The following is a 14264-nucleotide window of genomic DNA, read 5'->3' as shown; positions in this document are numbered from 1 at the left end:
CGTACGCCCGAAATCGGACGAAAATGCTGATGCTAATATCACTTTTAGATTGCGGACCACGGGCGCCGACACGGGAGGGCAGGGCCGATGCCACGCCAGTACACGAAGGGCGCACGGACGGCGGCCGCGTTTCTCGAGGCGGCCAACAAGGAGTTCGCGGCCCGCGGCTACCTGCTGACCAAGGTCGAGGACATCGCGCGCACGGCCGGCCGCTCGTCCGCGAGCTTCTACAACTACTTCACCGACAAGGCCGACGTCCTCGCCGCCCTGGCCCAGGCGTTCCACGAGGACACCCGGGCCCAGATCTCGGTGCCGTACCAGGAGGGGCGCCCGCCCGCGGAGGCCATCCGGCTGGCGATCACCATCTTCTGGGAGACGTACCGCGACCGCCTGGGCGCGCTCAGCGGCGTCTTCCAGGCGTCGATGGCCGACCCGGCCTTCCTGGAGAGCTGGCGGGAGATCCGGCGCTCGGCCATCGACTTCATCGTCCAGGGCGTCGAGCGGGCCCAGAAGGACGGCTACTGCCCCGGCATCGACGTGCGGATGACGTCCTCCGCGCTGTCCTCGATGCTGGAGCTCTCCTGCTACGTGTGGCTGGCCCAGGGCGGCGACAACGCCGGCTCCGTGGTCGACGAGCAGGCGGCGATCGACTCGCTGGCCAGCATCTGGTATCACGCCATCTACTGGCGCGCCGACGAGCACGGCTAGCCCCGCCCGAGCACGCGCAGCTCGACATCGGTGCGCCGGTCCAGCTCGGCCACCACCCGCGCGAAGCGCTCAGGCGTGAGCCCGGCCCTGATCTGCGACACCAGCGCCTGCTCGTCCTGGACCTCGAGCGCCGCGAACACCGCCGCCTCGACCGCGGCCCGCTCCGGCCCGGCGACCAGGTCCCGCCGCACCGTCTCCAGGGCGGCGACACACGCCTTGAGCAGGTAGCGCGACCGGCCCCCGGACTGCGGCAGGATCTCGTCGCGCAGCGTCTCCACGACGGCCGTCAGCAGGTCGTCGGGGCCCGGCACCGCGGCGTGCGCCGGCCTTTCCCGTCCCGTCATCGCAGCAGCTCCAGCAGGTCGTGCTCGACCTCGACGACCCGCCGGCCGACGAGCGCCAGGTCGATCGAGCGGGTCGTGCCGGACAGGTGCCGGTCCGCCTGCTGCAGGCAGCCGACGGCCCAGATCCAGGTGCCGAGCACGACCGCCCAGTCGAAGTCGCCGGCCGGCAGCTCCACGCCGGCCGCGGACCGGTAGGCGTCGAGGAAGTCGCCCGCGTCACCGAACCCGCCGACAACCCCCGGCCCGCGGAACCGCCAGCTGCGCACCGCGATCCACCCGAGGTCCTCCAGGGGGTCGCCGCGGTGGGCCGACTCCCAGTCCAGGACGCCGACGAGGCCGTCGCCGCCCACCACGAAGTTGCCGAGCCGGAAGTCCCCGTGGACCACTGTGGTGCGCCGGTGCGGCGGGCGGCGCTCCAGCAGCCAGCGGTAGGCGAGCTCGAGCACCGGCCGGTCGGGGTCGAGCCGATCGAGGGTCGCGCGATAGCCGGCGAGCCGGTCCTCGTCCGGCAGGCCGCGCACCGCCGACGGGTCGACGGTGTGCAGCCGCCCGAGGGCCTCGCCGCACTGGCGGGCCAGGCGCGATCCGGCCGCGCCGCCCGTCAGCCCGTCGAGGATCCGGCGGGGCACGGTCTCGCCGTCGAGGCGCTCCAGCACCAGCCCGCCGGAGACCACGGCGACCGGCTCGGGCGCCGCGACCCCGGCCGCGCGGACGGCCCGCAGGACGCCCGCCTCGAACCCGGCGCCGCCGCCGCGCCGCTCCCCCGGCGGATCGCTGAGCAGGATCAGGCGGCGGCCGGCGGACTCGAACGCCCAGACCTCCCGCGACGAGCCGCCGGTCAGCCGCTCCAGCCCGCGCACGGGCGCGCCCAGGGCCGCGGCGAGGTGCTCGTCGACGGTCGGCGCGGTCATCGGGCGCTCACCCGGTCCCAGGTGGCCGCCGTGAACGGGTCGCGTTTGAGGTCCACCTTGCGCACCTTGCTCGTCGGGGTCTTCGGGAGCTCGTCCAGCAGCTCGATGTAGCGGGGCACCATGAACCGCGGCATGGTCGCCGTGAGGAACTCGGCGAGGGCCGGTGCTTCGAGCTTCGAATCCGGCATCGGTACCACGCAGATCTTGATCTCCTCCTCGCCGTCCTCGGAGGGCACGCCGATCGCGGCGCACTCGAGGACCTCGGGGTGGGCGGTGACCATCGACTCGACCTCGAACGACGAGATGTTCTCAGAGCGCCGGCGGACCGCGTCCTTCACCCGGTCGACGAGGAAGTAGTTGCCGTCCTCGTCGCGGCGGAAGGCGTCGCCGGTGTGGAACCAGCCGTTGCGCCACGCGCGGGCGGTGTCCGCGGGCCGGCCGAGGTAGCCGGTGTTCATCGTCCACGGGCGGTCGGCGCGGATGACGAGCTCGCCGATGCGGCCGGGCGGGACCTCGGTGTCGAAGTCGTCGACGATGCGCAGTTCGTAGCCGGGGCGGGCGCGGCCGCAGCTGCGGTGGTCGACGACCAGGTCGCCCGTCGCGATGGGCCAGCCGGCCTCGGTCATCCCGTAGTTGGTCCGCATCCGCACCCCGAACCGCTCGGCGAACGCGGCGTGGTCGGGCAGCAGCGGACCGCCGGTGATGCTGCGCAGCGGGTTGTCGCGGTCGTCGGGGCGCGGCGGCTGCTGCCACAGGAAGTTGGCCATCGCGTAGAAGGCCCAGGCCCGGGTGCAGCCGTGGGCGCGGACGTCCGGCCAGAAGCGGTCGGTCTTGAAGCCGTCGCGGAACACGAACGTGCCACCCCAGTGGGCGACGATCTGCAGCGGCACCTTCCCGCCGAGGTGGAAGGCCGCGAACGGCGCGTAGAGCACGTCGCCGGGGCCGATGTCGTCGAAGGCGTCGATGCCGGTGACGAGCTGCCCCCAGGGCGTGAGGACGCCCTTGGACGGCCCGGTGGTGCCGGACGTGTAGATGACCGCGGCCGTGTCCCACGGCTTCGGGTCGTCCAGCCCGTCCAGCACCGCCGGGTCGTGGGCGAGCGGCTGCCCGAGCTCCAGCACGAAGACGTGGGCCGCATCGAGTTCGTCGGCGCGGTCGGCGACGGTGACGACCAGCCGGGGGCCGCAGTCGTCCAGCACGTGCCGGAGCATCGCGCCGCGGTAGGCCGGGTTGATCGGCACCTGCACGGCCCGCAGCCATCCGCACGCGATCCACAGGGCCTGCTCGTCGACGCACGTGGGCAGCAGGACGGCGACCCGGTCACCCGGACCGACGCCCTGCTCGCGCAGGAGCCCGGTGAACTCCTCGACCCGGCGCTGGAAATCGCTGTAGGTGTGCCGCCCCTGGGCGACGTCGACGAGGTAGTCCCGGTCCGCCAGCTCGGTCGCGCGCCGCCGGAGGAGGCCGGGCAGGACGCGGTCCGCGTTGAGCTCACCCACTCGTCACCTCGCTCAGGTAGCTGCGCTCCAGGTTCGCCCAGTCGCGCGCCAGCTCCGCCGCGGGGCCCTCGGTGATCACGCGGCCCCGGCGCAGCACGTACGCGCGGTCGGCGACCTCCAGCGCCCGCGCCGCCTGCTGCTCGACGAGCAGGACGCCCAGGCCCTCGTCGGCGGCCCGGCGGATGGCCCTCAGCAGCCGGTCGACGACAAGCGGGGCCAGGCCGAGCGAGAGCTCGTCGGCGAGCAGCAGGGCGGGCCGGCCGGCCAGCGCCCGGGCCAGGGTCAGGATCTGCTGCTCGCCACCGGAGAGCAGCCCGGCCCGGCGGTCGAGCAGCGGCGTCAGCTCGGGGAACGCGTCGAGGGCGGCCGCGCGCGGGCCCCGGCCGAGGCGCAGGTTCTCGGCCGTGCTCAGCTGCATGAAGACCGAGCGCTCCTCGGGCACGAAGGCCATCCCCTCCCGCGCCCGCCGGTGCAGCCGGGCCGCGGCCGGACTCCCGCGCCACCGCACCGTCCCGGCGAGGGGCTTCAGCTCCCCGGCCAGGGTGAGCAGCGTCGTGGTCTTGCCCGCGCCGTTGGGCCCGAGCAGCGCCACGATCTCGCCGGGCCGCACCACCAGGTCGAGGTCGCGCACCGCGGCGAGGTCCCCGTAGCCGGCGCTGAGCCCGCGGGCCTCGACGAGCGGCTCGCCGGCGGGGTGCACCGGCTCGCGATCGGTCACCGTGACCGGAGCGGGCTTCCTGGCGTCGCCGAGGTAGGCGGTGATGACGGCCGGGTCGTTGCGGATCTCCGCGGGGGTGCCGGTCGCGATCAGCTTGCCGAAGTTGAGGACCGAGACCCGGTCGCTGACGTCGAGCACGACCGACACATTGTGCTCGACGAGCAACACCGCCATCCGCAGTTCGGTGGCGAGCCGGCGGATGAGCCGGCCGAGCTCGGCGGTCTCGGCGTCGTCGAGGCCGGCCGCGGGCTCGTCAAGGAGCAGGACCGAGGACCCCGTGGCGACCGAGCGGGCGATGGCCAGCAGCCGGCGGCGGCCGTAGGGCAGCTCGTCGGGTTTGCGTTCGAGGTCGTCCTCGAGACGGAACTCGCGGATGGCGGCGAGCGCCGCGGGTGAATACCGGTCCCGGCCGGGCCGGACGAGGTTTGACACGAACGCGGGCCAGTCCTGGCGGTCGCAGGCGGCCAGGAGGTTCTCCCGGACCGTCATCGTCTCGAACAGCTCGAGGCTCTGGAACGAGCGGCTGATGCCGGCGGCGGCGCGGCGCTGGGCCGGCCAGCGGCTGATGTCCTGGCCGTCGAGGGTCAGCCCGGCGCCGGGGCTGTCCACGAAGCCGGTGAGGGCGTCGATGAGCGTGGTCTTGCCCGCGCCGTTGGGGCCGATGAGCCCGTGGACCTCGCCCGGCACCAGCTTCAGCGCCACGTCGTCGAGGGCCGTCACGCCGCCGAAGCGCACGGTCAGGGCGCGCACGTCGACCGGGCGCTCGACGACGGTGAACGCGGTGTCCCCGGCCAGCTCGGCGCGGTCGCGGCGGCTGACCCGGCGCCCGCCCCGGGCCTTGACCCACCCCGGCACCATCCACCCGGGCAGGCGCTGGGTGGCCAGGCCGTTGGGCAGCTGCGGCAGGACCAGCAGCAGGGTCAGGCCGAGGATCATCTGGCCGACCTCGTTGCGGGAGATGAACTGCGCGAAGGCGGTGCCCGGGAACAGCTGCGAGATGACCCCGGAGAGCAGGCCGGCCGGGGCGTACATCGCGCCGATGACGGCGCCGATGAGGTACCCGACGCCGCCGATGATGGAGAAGACGACCGCGAAGATCGACTGGAACGCGGTGTAGGTCGGCACGAACGTCACGTTCGGCTGGCGGAACGACAGCAGGACACCGCCGGCCGCGGCCAGGGCGGCCGAGATGCCGAAGGCGAAGATCTTGGCGCGGGCCACGCTGATGCCGATGCTGGCCGCGGCCCGCTCGTTGGACCGGACGGCGACCAGGCGACGACCGGCCCGGCCGCGCCGGAGGTTGGCCACCATGAGCGCGGCCAGGATGAACAGCACCAGGCAGAAGATCGCGTAGCGGCTGGGCCAGAAGTAGGTGTCCATGTCGACGCCGAAGATCTTCGGTGAACCGACGTTGATGCCGGTGAACCCGCCGGTGCGCTCGGTCGAGGAGAAGATCTGGTGCTCCAGGACGACGGCCAGGCACAGCGTCACCACGGCCAGGTTCATGCCGCGGGTGCGCAGCGCGGGCAGGCCGACGACGATGCCGACCGGGACCGCGCCGGCCACGCCGAGCAGCAGCGCGGCCCAGAACGGCACGCCGTGGTCGGCGACCAGGCGGGCGGCGATCCAGGCGCCCATGCCGGCCAGGGCCATCTGCGCGAGCGAGAGCTGGCCGGTGTAGCCGGTGACGACCACGAGGGACAGCACGACGAGGCCGAGCGCGAGGGTGATCTCGGTGGCGCCGAGCAGCGCCGGCGGGAACACGAAGTACAGCAGCCCGAGGGCGACGAGCCCGGCCCCGAGCAGGACCGGCGGGCGCACGACGCCGGTGCCGAGCTGGGGCGGGCGCTGGATCGCCTCGCCCCGCAGCGGCAGGGACCGCCCGGAGATGACGAGCACCAGGATGATGACGATGAACGGCACCGTCTGGCCCCAGCCGTCGGCGTGCTGGCGGGTGCCGATCCAGGCCACCTCCGACTCCAGCATGCCGATCAGCAGGCCGCCGGCCATCGTCAGCGGGAAGGACCTGAACCCGCCGAGCAGCGCGGCGGCGAGGGCGGGCACGATCAGCATGGCCAGGTTCTCCACCTGCAGGGTGCCGATGCTGACGATGAGCACGGCCGACACCACGGCGAGCGCGCAGCCGATCATCCAGTTGACGGTGGCCACGGTGTCCGGGGAGATGCCGAGCGCCGAGCTCGCCCGCCCGTTCTCGGCCACCGCCGACGTGGCGAGGCCGAAGCGGGTGGAGCGGTACACGGCCGTGAGGACGGCCGCGAGGACGATCCCCGCGGCGAGGATGGCGAGGCGGTCGGTCCCGATCCGGATGCCGGGCAGCACCGTCGTCGAGCCGTCCGGCAGGATCGAGTCGACGATCCGGGCCTGGCCCACCCCGAAGAGGTACTGCCCCAGCCCGAACAGGAACGCGAAGACGCCGAGTGTCGCGATGAGCCGGGACACCGGGGGCGCGTCGCGCAGCGGCCGCATGACCAGCTGGTGGACGAGCGCCCCGATGAGCAGGCCCACGCCGATGGCGAGCAGTGCCGCCGGCGGCGTGGCCATGCCGTTCTCGCGCTGCAGGTAGAAGACGTAGGCGCCCACCATGCCGACCGCGCCCTGGCTGAAGTTCAGGATGCCGGAGCCGCGGTAGATGAGCACGATCCCGAGGGCGGACAAGCCATAGATCGCACCGGCCCCGAGCCCGAGGACGGCGAACCTGATCACGTCGGTCAGCATGCGTGGGCCCGATCCTCAGCTCTTCGCCGGCGTGGTGCAGTTCTGGCCGGTGTAGGCGTCGCGGAAGGTGTCGTACACCGGCAGCTCCTTGCCGCCGCTGTACTTCACGATGAACGCGCACGAGGTGAAGATCCGCGGGTAGCCGCCGACGTTGCCCTTCGTCCACTGGATCGGCGGGGTCAGGCCGATGTCGATGCCGCTCATCGTCGGCAGGGCGGTCCACAGGGCGGCGCTGGTGGGCTCGGGCGCCTTCCGGGCCGCCTCGGCGAACGCGAGCACGGCCGCGTAGGCGTTGAGCCGGAAGCCCCGGGTCTCGGAGAAGCCGAGCTTCGACATGTCGGCGACGAAGTTCTTGGTGGCCGCGTTCGCGTAGGACGGCGGCAGGTAGCCCAGCGCCTCGTACAGGCCGTCGGAGGCGGTGCCGAGCGCGTCGGCGACCTTCTCCTTCTGCGTGCCGATGATGCCTATCGCGATGTTCGGGTTGTCCTTCTTGAGCTGCTTGATGAACGCTGTCGAGTCGGTGCCGGGCAGCACGGTCAGGATGGCGTCGGTGCCGTTGGCGAGCACGGCCTGGACGTACGGCGCCATGTCCGCGGCGCCGGTCGGCACCGGCACGTCGTTGAGGATCTTCTGGTTGGCCGACGTGAGGCCCTGGTTGGCGAAGCCGCTGAACGCGCCGCCGCCGTCGATCTGGATGCGGGCCATGCTGATCTTCTTGAAGCCCTGCGCGGCAAGCGCGTTGGCCAGCGACGCGGTCTGGATCGGGGTGCTGCCGTCGAGCGGGAACTGCGCGACCTCCGTGAGGTCGGTGCCGGAGGTGACCGCCCCGATGATCGGGATCTTCGCCTCCGGAGGATCTTCTCGTGCCCCTTCTGCAGGGTGAGCTCGCCGACCACGGCGGCCACGCCGAGGCTCTGCGCCTGGCGGGCGCAGTTGTCGGCGGTGTTCGGGTCGTTGCCGGTCTTGCAGACGGTCAGCTCCAGCGGCCGGCCGTTGATGCCGCCGTTGGCGTTGACCCGGGCCAGGCCGGCGTTCGCGCCGTCGACGAGCTCCGGGGCGGCGCCCGAGCCGGTCTCGTCGTAGATCAGCATCACCTTCACCGGGTTGCCGGCGGCGGCCGAGCCACCGCCGCCCGGGTTGGCCGCCGGTGACTGGGTCTTGTCGTTACTACAGCCGGCTAACGCGAGCGGCAGCACAAGCGCCGCCGCAGCGAGGCGGGTCCGCAGCGTCCTCATCTATGCCTCCATCAAGGCCAGGAAAAAGGGGGGTGTGGGGCCTGATACTGACATCAGTTTCAGAAAAATGGAACGGCAAAGCGATCAGGCTTTCGCGACCGTCTCCACCGGGGCGGTGCCCACGGCCGGGGCGGCCGGCTCGTGGCGCACGTCGTCGGCGGTCAGCGGCCGCGTCCAGGCCGCGAACTCCAGCAGGATGCCGTCGGGGTCGAAGAAGTACAGGGAGCCGACGTAGACGCCGGGGTGCATCTTCGTGGCGATCGTCGACGGGCTGTCGTCGTGGAACAGCACGACACCGACCTGCACGCCCTTCGCCTTGAGCTTCTGGCGGTACTCGTGGAACTTGTCGACCGGGATCTGCAGCGCCACGTGGTTCATCGACGCGACGGCGCTGGCGATGTCACCGAAGCCCGGCATGGCCCCGGGGTGCGTCACTCCGGGCACCTTCGCCGGCGCGCCCGGGAACCAGAAGAAGGCCAGGGCGTTGCCGCCACCGCAGTCGAAGAAGAAGTGCTGCCCCGTCCCGTCCGGCAGCTCCACCGTCTTGATGAGCGGCATCCCGAGCACGTTGCTGTAGAAGTCCACCGTGCGGCGCATGTCGCTGCAGACAAGCGCCAGGTGGTTGATGCCGCCGATCTCGAACTCTTTCTCGGCCATGCTGGTTCCCTTCCGATTCAGGTGCGTGGGCCGATCCCGGCCCGGTCGGCCACCAGCGCCAGGTGCAGCGCCGCACCGCCGGCGAGTTGACCGTTGGTGTGGGCCCGCTTCAGATAGATGTGCGCGGGGTGCTCCCACGTGAAGCCGATGCCGCCGTACGTCTGGATGGCCGCCTCGGCGCTCGCCCGGTAGGCGTCAACCGCGGCGAGCTTGGCCACCGAGGCGGCCAGCACCGCGTCCGGCGCGCCGGCGTCGAGGCGGCGCAGCGCATATCCGAGCGCCGCCCCGGCCCCGTCGACCAGGCTCGACACGTCGGCCAGGCGGTGCTTGACGGCCTGGAAGGAGCCGATGGGGCGGCCGAACTGCAGACGCTGCCGGGCGTACTGCACCGCGCCCTCCAGCACCGCCCGCGCGCCACCGGCGGAGTCGGCCGCGACGAGCGCGGCGAGCTCGGCCCGGAGCAGTTCGGGCAGCGCTCCCGGCTCCGGCGACTCGACCCGCCAGAGCGGCCGCGTGTGGTCCAGTGTGGACAGTGCACGCCGGACCACGGCGTGGGCCGCCACGATCGCCGGCTCGGGGCCCGCGACCACGAAGGTGTCGGCCGCGCCGCCTTCGAGCGCGAAGCCCTCGGGCAGCACCAGCGCGACCCGGTGCCGTCCGCCGATCGCGGCGGCCAGGAGCCGGTCGCGCTCGGGCGAAGCGGGCGTGTGGTGCAGGGCCCGCACGCCGAACATGTGGCCCAGCAGCGGGGAGGCGGCCGGGATGGCGCCGCACTCCTCGATCGCCACGGCCAGGTCTTCGAGCCCGGTTTCGGCCACGCCCAGGTCGAACAGCGCGTCCCACCGCCCGCCGGCGGCGCAACGGGCGGCGACCGCGGCCACCGAGGCGCGCCACTGCTCACGCTCGGCCGCGCTGAGCCCGGTCATGCCGGCCCCTCCGCAGGCTCCGGCGCCGGCCTGACCGTCACCCTGTACCGATGATGAGCGGCCCCTCCGCTGCGCTCCGGACCGCTCATGGGCGCAGTGCGGCGGCGGCCCGGCTGTCCAGGTATTCGTCGATGCGCGCGATCCGCCCGTCGCGCACCCGCACCACGAGGCAGGCGTGGATCTCGAGCTCGGTGCCGTTGGGCGCGGTGCCGCGCAGGACGTGCTGCTCGACGTAGCCGGTCGGGGTCGTGTGGCGTACGACGTCCTCGTAGCGCTTGCCGGCGACCTTGCGGTGCAGCCAGTTGAGCACCTTGAGGTTCTCGTCGACCCGCTGCTCGTGCTGGTCGTCGTTGTGCCAGACCACGATGTCGGGGGTGTAGACCTCGTTGCGCAGCGCGTCGAGGTCGTTGGCGTCGATCGCCGCGACCAGCCGCTCGGCCAGCGCCAGCGAGACCTCCGCCGCGACGGCGGTGTCGTCGTTCGTCGTCATCGCACGATCTCCGACCACGGTGCCTCATTGCGGTAGTCCCGGCGCAGCAGGCGTTTGGCGACGACCATCCGGTGCACCTCGTCGGGGCCGTCGTAGATGCGGGCGTAGCGGGCGTCGCGGTACATGCGCTCCAGCGGAGTGTCCTCGGTGACGCCCATCGCGCCGTGCACCTGCAGCGCGCGGTCGATGACGTCGTGCAGCATCTGCGCGCCGAAGAACTTGATGAGCGAGATCTGGACCCGGGCGTCCTGGCCGGCGTCGATCCGCCGGGCCGCGTCGAGCGTCATGAGCCGGGCCGCCTGGATCTGCGCGGCCGACTCGGCGATGTACCGCTGGATCTCGCCCTTCTCGGCCAGCACCGAGCCGTGGGCGTAGCGGGTCTGCACCCGGTCGCACATGATCTCGAAGGCGCGCTGGGCCTGGCCGAGCCAGCGCATGCTGTGGGTGATGCGGCCCGGGCCGAGCCGGGCCTGGGCCACCGCGAAGCCGCCGCCGCGGGGGCCGAGGAGGTTCTCGGCGGGCACCCGCACGTTGTCGTAGCGGACCTCGCAGTGGTTGCCGCCGTAGTGGCCCATGGTCCGCACGACCCGCTCGATGCGGTACCCCGGCGTGTCGGTCGGCACCAGGATGAGCGAGAACTGCTGGTGCTTCGGGGCATCCGGGTCCGTCTTGACGAAGACGCTCGTGTACATCGCCTTGTTGGCCCCGGACGTGAACCACTTGTGGCCGTTGATGACCCACTCGTCGCCGTCGAGCACCGCGGTGCTCTGCACGAGCGTCGGGTCGGAGCCGGCGACCTCGGGCTCGGTCATGCCGATCGTCGGCCCGGTCACGCCCTCGAACAGCAGCGGGACCCACTTGGCCCGCTGCGCCTCGGTGCCGAACTCGAGCAGCATCAGGCAGTCCTGGAACGACAGCGTGCCGAGGGCCTCGGTGCCCCAGTAGGAGCGCCCGACGATCTCGTTGATCATCACGTAGTCCATGAACGGGAGCCCGCCGCCGCCGATCGCCGCCGGGTGCCCGAGCGCCCAGACGCCGCGCTCCTTGGCCAGGCGCTTCAGCTCGGCCATCGCCTCGGCGCTGCTGTCGTCGTTGCGGTCCAGGATCGGCTCGCGCGGGATCAGCTCCTCGTCGACGAAGCGCCGCACGTCCTGGCGCCGTTCGGCGAAGTCTTTCGTCGGCCGAGTCGGGGCCGCAGTGGTCATGACGCCACCTCTCCAGGTAATTCTAACGTCAGTTTCAGTTTTACATCGCGGCGACGCCGCAGGTCAATCGCCGTACCGGTCAGCGCGGGATCTGCGCCCAGGGCGTGTCGCGGGGCAGGCCCGGCTCCCTGGGCAGCCGCAGCACCCGCTCGCCGATGATGGTGCGCATGACGTCGGAGGTGCCCCCGGCGATCGTGTACGCCTGGGACTGCAGCCAGGTCCAGACCGGGTCGTCCGGGGCGGGTCCGCCCGTCCGCACGGCGTCGGCGTCGTAGACCAGGCCGGCCGGGCCGAGCAGGTCGGCGGCGAAGCGGGCGATGCGCTGGTCGAGCAGGGCGCGGCGCAGCTTGAGGCCCGACCCGCCCGGCCCGGGGCCACCCTCGGCCCGCGTCTCCCGGTCGCGCAGGGCGGCCAGGCGCAGCACCTCGGCGTCGACCCAGAGCCGGGTCAGCTCGGCCCGCCGGTCCGGGTCGGAGCCGGTCCGCCGCCAGGTGTCGACGGCCAGGGCGATGGCGCCCGAGCCGCGCTCCCCGACCGATGCGCCGATCACCGCCCGCTCGCTCATGAGCACGGTGGTGGCGACGGCCCAGCCCTCCCCCACACCGCCGAGGCGGGCGTCGTCGCCGAGCCGGACCCCGTCGAGGAATACCTCGTTGAAGTGCGCGCCCCCGGTCAGGTCGCGCAGCGGCCGCACCTCGACGCCCGCAGCGCGCATGTCGATGAGGAACGCGGTGAGCCCGGCGTGCTTCGGCGCCTGCGGATCGGTCCGGGTCAGGGCCAGGCCGTAGCGGGCGGTGTGGGCGAGGGACGTCCATGTCTTCTGCCCGTCGAGCACCCAGCCGTCGCCGGCGCGGACCGCCCGGGTGGCCAGCCCGGCGATGTCGGAGCCGGCGCCGGGCTCGGAGAACAGCTGGCACCAGATGTGCTCGGCGGTGAAGATCGGCCGCAGCAGGGCCTGCTGGGCGGGCGTGCCGTGGGCCGTCAGCGCGGGCGCGACCATGCCGATGCCCATGGGGTTGCGCTCCCAGGACTCCAGGCGGCCGGCCGCGGCGAGCTCGGCGTCCACCTCGGCCTGGCGGTCCGGCGCGAGGCCGAGCCCGCCGAGCCCGGCCGGGTGGTGGACCCAGGCCAGTCCGGCGTCGAACTGCGCGCCAAGGGCCGCCGGCCGGTCGGCCCCCTCGGTGTCGCGCAGGAACGCGGCGACCAGCTGCCGGATTTCGGTCACCGGATCAGGCTTTCGCGCCCGGCCCAGTACGCGTCCTTCAGCTTGCGCTTGTAGAGCTTGCCGGTGGGCAGCCGCGGCAGCTCGGTGACGAAGTCGACGGAGCGGGGACACTTGAAGTGGGCGATCGACGCCCGGCAGAACGCGATCAGCTCGGCCTCGACCTCCGGGCCGGGCTCGACGCCGGCGGCGAGCTGGACGACCGCCTTGACCGCCTCGCCGAAGTCCTCGTCGGGCACGCCGATGACCGCCGCGTCGTCCACCTTCTCGTGCGTGATCAGGAGGTTCTCCGTCTCCTGCGGATAGATGTTGACGCCGCCCGAGATGATCATGAAGCTCTCGCGGTCGGTGAGGTACAGGTAGCCGTCCTCGTCCAGGTAGCCGATGTCGCCGACCGAGCTGGCCCCGAGCACGGGGTCGCGGGTGGCCGCGGTCCGGCCCGGGTCGTTGAAGTACTGGAAGCCGGCCGGGCCCTTGAACCACACGGTGCCGGTGACGCCGGGCGGGCAGATGCTCCCGTCATCGGCCCGGATGAGCAGCTCCCCCAGGGCCGCTCGCCCGACGGTGCCGGGGTGCTCGAGCCACTCCTGCGAGCGGCAGAACGTGTAGCCGATGCCCTCGCTGGCGGCGTAGAACTCCATGATGATCGGGCCCCACCAGTCGATCATCTGGCGCTTGATCTGCGGCGGGCAGGGAGCCGACGAGAGCACGACAGTGCGCAGCGAGGAGACGTCGGCGGCCCGGCGGCGCTCGTCCGGCAGTTTCAACAGCCGCGAGAGCATCGTCGGTACCAGCTGTGAGTGCGTGACCCGGTGGAGCGCGACGAGCTCGAGGTAGCGGTCCGCGTCGAACGACTCCATGACGATCGCGGTGCCGCCGGCCCGCAGCGTCATGGAGATGCTGCCCTGCGGGGCCGAGTGGTACAGCGGCGCCGGTGACAGGTAGACGCTGTGCTCGTCGAGTCCCCAGCGCTCGCGCTGGATCCGCGAGCCGGGCGGCTCCTCGCTGGGGTGGGCCTCGACAAGCGGGTGGTAGATGCCTTTGGGGCGGCCGGTGGTGCCGGACGAGTACAGCATCGCCATGCCCTGCTGCTCGTCGGGGATCGGCCCGTCCGGCTGAGCGGCCACCGCCCGCTCGTAGGACTCGAACGGTGCCGGCGGGTCGTCGGCGTCGGCCATCAGCCACCGCTCGACGCCGGGGCAGCGCTGCGGCAGCTGCCGGGCCACGTCGAGCTTGGCCGCCGACGTGACGACGATGCGGGCCGAGCTGTCGTTGATGATGTAGGCCGCCTCGTCGGGCGACAGGTAGTGGTTGATGCAGGTGTAGTAGAGGCCACTGCGTTCGGCGGCCGCCTCGCTCTCCAGCAGGCGCGGGTTGTTCTCCATGAACATCGCCACGTGGTCGCCGAAGCGCAGGCCGCTGCCCCGCAGCAGTCGGGCCAGACGGTTGGCCGCCGCCTCGTACTCACCGAAGGTGATCCGCGTGCCGGCCTGCGCCATCAGGATCGCCAACCGGTCGGGGTGGGTCCGTGCGATGTGTGCGGCGTACATGGTCGGAGTGTGCCGCAGCCGAGGATTGTGTGCAATAGTGCAGACGAGCCCGGCGAAACTGCG

General features: G+C 72.5%; 12 protein-coding genes and 1 pseudogene. 1 reads left to right on the top strand and 12 read right to left on the bottom strand.

Annotated elements, in window-relative coordinates; all coding sequences use genetic code 11:
• Positions 1-87 precede the first annotated feature (87 nt).
• Positions 88-708, top strand: coding sequence for a TetR/AcrR family transcriptional regulator (locus Dvina_RS12745; RefSeq protein ID WP_223102685.1), 621 nt, complete (start codon positions 88-90; stop codon positions 706-708).
• Here Dvina_RS12745 and Dvina_RS12740 read toward each other — a convergent pair.
• The 12 genes and pseudogenes from Dvina_RS12740 to Dvina_RS12685 all read right to left on the bottom strand — a co-directional run bounded on the left by Dvina_RS12740 (position 705) and on the right by Dvina_RS12685 (position 14201).
• On the bottom strand, positions 705-1052 hold the full coding sequence (locus Dvina_RS12740; protein ID WP_223102684.1) for a DUF6285 domain-containing protein: 348 nt from the start codon (positions 1050-1052) through the stop codon (positions 705-707). The genes Dvina_RS12745 and Dvina_RS12740 overlap by 4 nt on opposite strands.
• On the bottom strand, positions 1049-1963 hold the full coding sequence (locus Dvina_RS12735; protein ID WP_223102682.1) for a phosphotransferase family protein: 915 nt from the start codon (positions 1961-1963) through the stop codon (positions 1049-1051). The genes Dvina_RS12740 and Dvina_RS12735 overlap by 4 nt, the downstream gene beginning before the upstream one ends.
• Entirely contained in the window at positions 1960-3462 is a 1503-nt protein-coding gene (locus Dvina_RS12730) for an AMP-binding protein (protein ID WP_223102681.1), read from the bottom strand. The genes Dvina_RS12735 and Dvina_RS12730 overlap by 4 nt, the downstream gene beginning before the upstream one ends.
• Complete coding sequence (locus Dvina_RS12725; protein ID WP_223102680.1) at positions 3455-6916, bottom strand: ABC transporter permease subunit; 3462 nt, start codon at positions 6914-6916, stop codon at positions 3455-3457. The genes Dvina_RS12730 and Dvina_RS12725 overlap by 8 nt, the downstream gene beginning before the upstream one ends.
• Positions 6917-6931: 15 nt before the next feature.
• Positions 6932-7747, bottom strand: coding sequence for an ABC transporter substrate-binding protein (locus tag Dvina_RS54180; RefSeq protein WP_281428413.1), 816 nt, complete (start codon positions 7745-7747; stop codon positions 6932-6934).
• Positions 7748-7860: 113 nt separating this feature from the next.
• A pseudogene (locus Dvina_RS55680) lies at positions 7861-8007 on the bottom strand (ABC transporter substrate-binding protein); the annotation flags it as partial.
• A gap of 228 nt (positions 8008-8235) precedes the next feature.
• On the bottom strand, positions 8236-8808 hold the full coding sequence (locus Dvina_RS12710) for a VOC family protein (protein WP_223102677.1): 573 nt from the start codon (positions 8806-8808) through the stop codon (positions 8236-8238).
• A 17-nt stretch (positions 8809-8825) separates the two neighbouring features.
• The gene (locus tag Dvina_RS12705; RefSeq protein ID WP_223102676.1) at positions 8826-9734 is read right to left on the bottom strand and encodes an acyl-CoA dehydrogenase family protein; all 909 of its coding nucleotides are present in this window, start codon (positions 9732-9734) and stop codon (positions 8826-8828) included.
• An 85-nt stretch (positions 9735-9819) separates the two neighbouring features.
• Positions 9820-10224: a nuclear transport factor 2 family protein gene (locus tag Dvina_RS12700; RefSeq protein WP_223102675.1), complete on the bottom strand. Its 405-nt coding sequence runs from the start codon at positions 10222-10224 to the stop codon at positions 9820-9822.
• A complete protein-coding gene (locus Dvina_RS12695) occupies positions 10221-11429 on the bottom strand; it encodes an acyl-CoA dehydrogenase family protein (RefSeq protein ID WP_223102673.1) in 1209 nt (402 codons plus the stop codon). Before Dvina_RS12695 ends, Dvina_RS12700 begins: the two co-directional genes overlap by 4 nt.
• A 79-nt stretch (positions 11430-11508) precedes the next feature.
• Entirely contained in the window at positions 11509-12654 is a 1146-nt protein-coding gene (locus tag Dvina_RS12690) for an acyl-CoA dehydrogenase family protein (RefSeq protein ID WP_223102672.1), read from the bottom strand.
• A complete protein-coding gene (locus tag Dvina_RS12685) occupies positions 12651-14201 on the bottom strand; it encodes an AMP-binding protein (protein WP_223102671.1) in 1551 nt (516 codons plus the stop codon). Before Dvina_RS12685 ends, Dvina_RS12690 begins: the two co-directional genes overlap by 4 nt.
• Between the last annotated feature and the right edge of the window lie 63 nt (positions 14202-14264).

It is taken from the genome of Dactylosporangium vinaceum, from assembly GCF_019904175.1.
GTDB classification, from domain to species: Bacteria; Actinomycetota; Actinomycetes; order Mycobacteriales; family Micromonosporaceae; genus Dactylosporangium; species Dactylosporangium vinaceum.
Note: the sequence above shows the minus strand (reverse complement) of the source record. Positions and strands in the feature narration are given on the sequence as shown.

Coding starts and splice junctions, on each gene's coding strand:
- Dvina_RS12685 (WP_223102671.1), bottom strand. CDS start 14,201: ATGTACGCCGCACACATCGCACGGACCCACCCCGACCGGTTGGCGATC.
- Dvina_RS12740 (WP_223102684.1), bottom strand. CDS start 1,052: ATGACGGGACGGGAAAGGCCGGCGCACGCCGCGGTGCCGGGCCCCGAC.
- Dvina_RS12725 (WP_223102680.1), bottom strand. CDS start 6,916: ATGCTGACCGACGTGATCAGGTTCGCCGTCCTCGGGCTCGGGGCCGGT.
- Dvina_RS12710 (WP_223102677.1), bottom strand. CDS start 8,808: ATGGCCGAGAAAGAGTTCGAGATCGGCGGCATCAACCACCTGGCGCTT.
- Dvina_RS12700 (WP_223102675.1), bottom strand. CDS start 10,224: ATGACGACGAACGACGACACCGCCGTCGCGGCGGAGGTCTCGCTGGCG.
- Dvina_RS12695 (WP_223102673.1), bottom strand. CDS start 11,429: ATGACCACTGCGGCCCCGACTCGGCCGACGAAAGACTTCGCCGAACGG.
- Dvina_RS12735 (WP_223102682.1), bottom strand. CDS start 1,963: ATGACCGCGCCGACCGTCGACGAGCACCTCGCCGCGGCCCTGGGCGCG.
- Dvina_RS12705 (WP_223102676.1), bottom strand. CDS start 9,734: ATGACCGGGCTCAGCGCGGCCGAGCGTGAGCAGTGGCGCGCCTCGGTG.
- Dvina_RS12745 (WP_223102685.1), top strand. CDS start 88: ATGCCACGCCAGTACACGAAGGGCGCACGGACGGCGGCCGCGTTTCTC.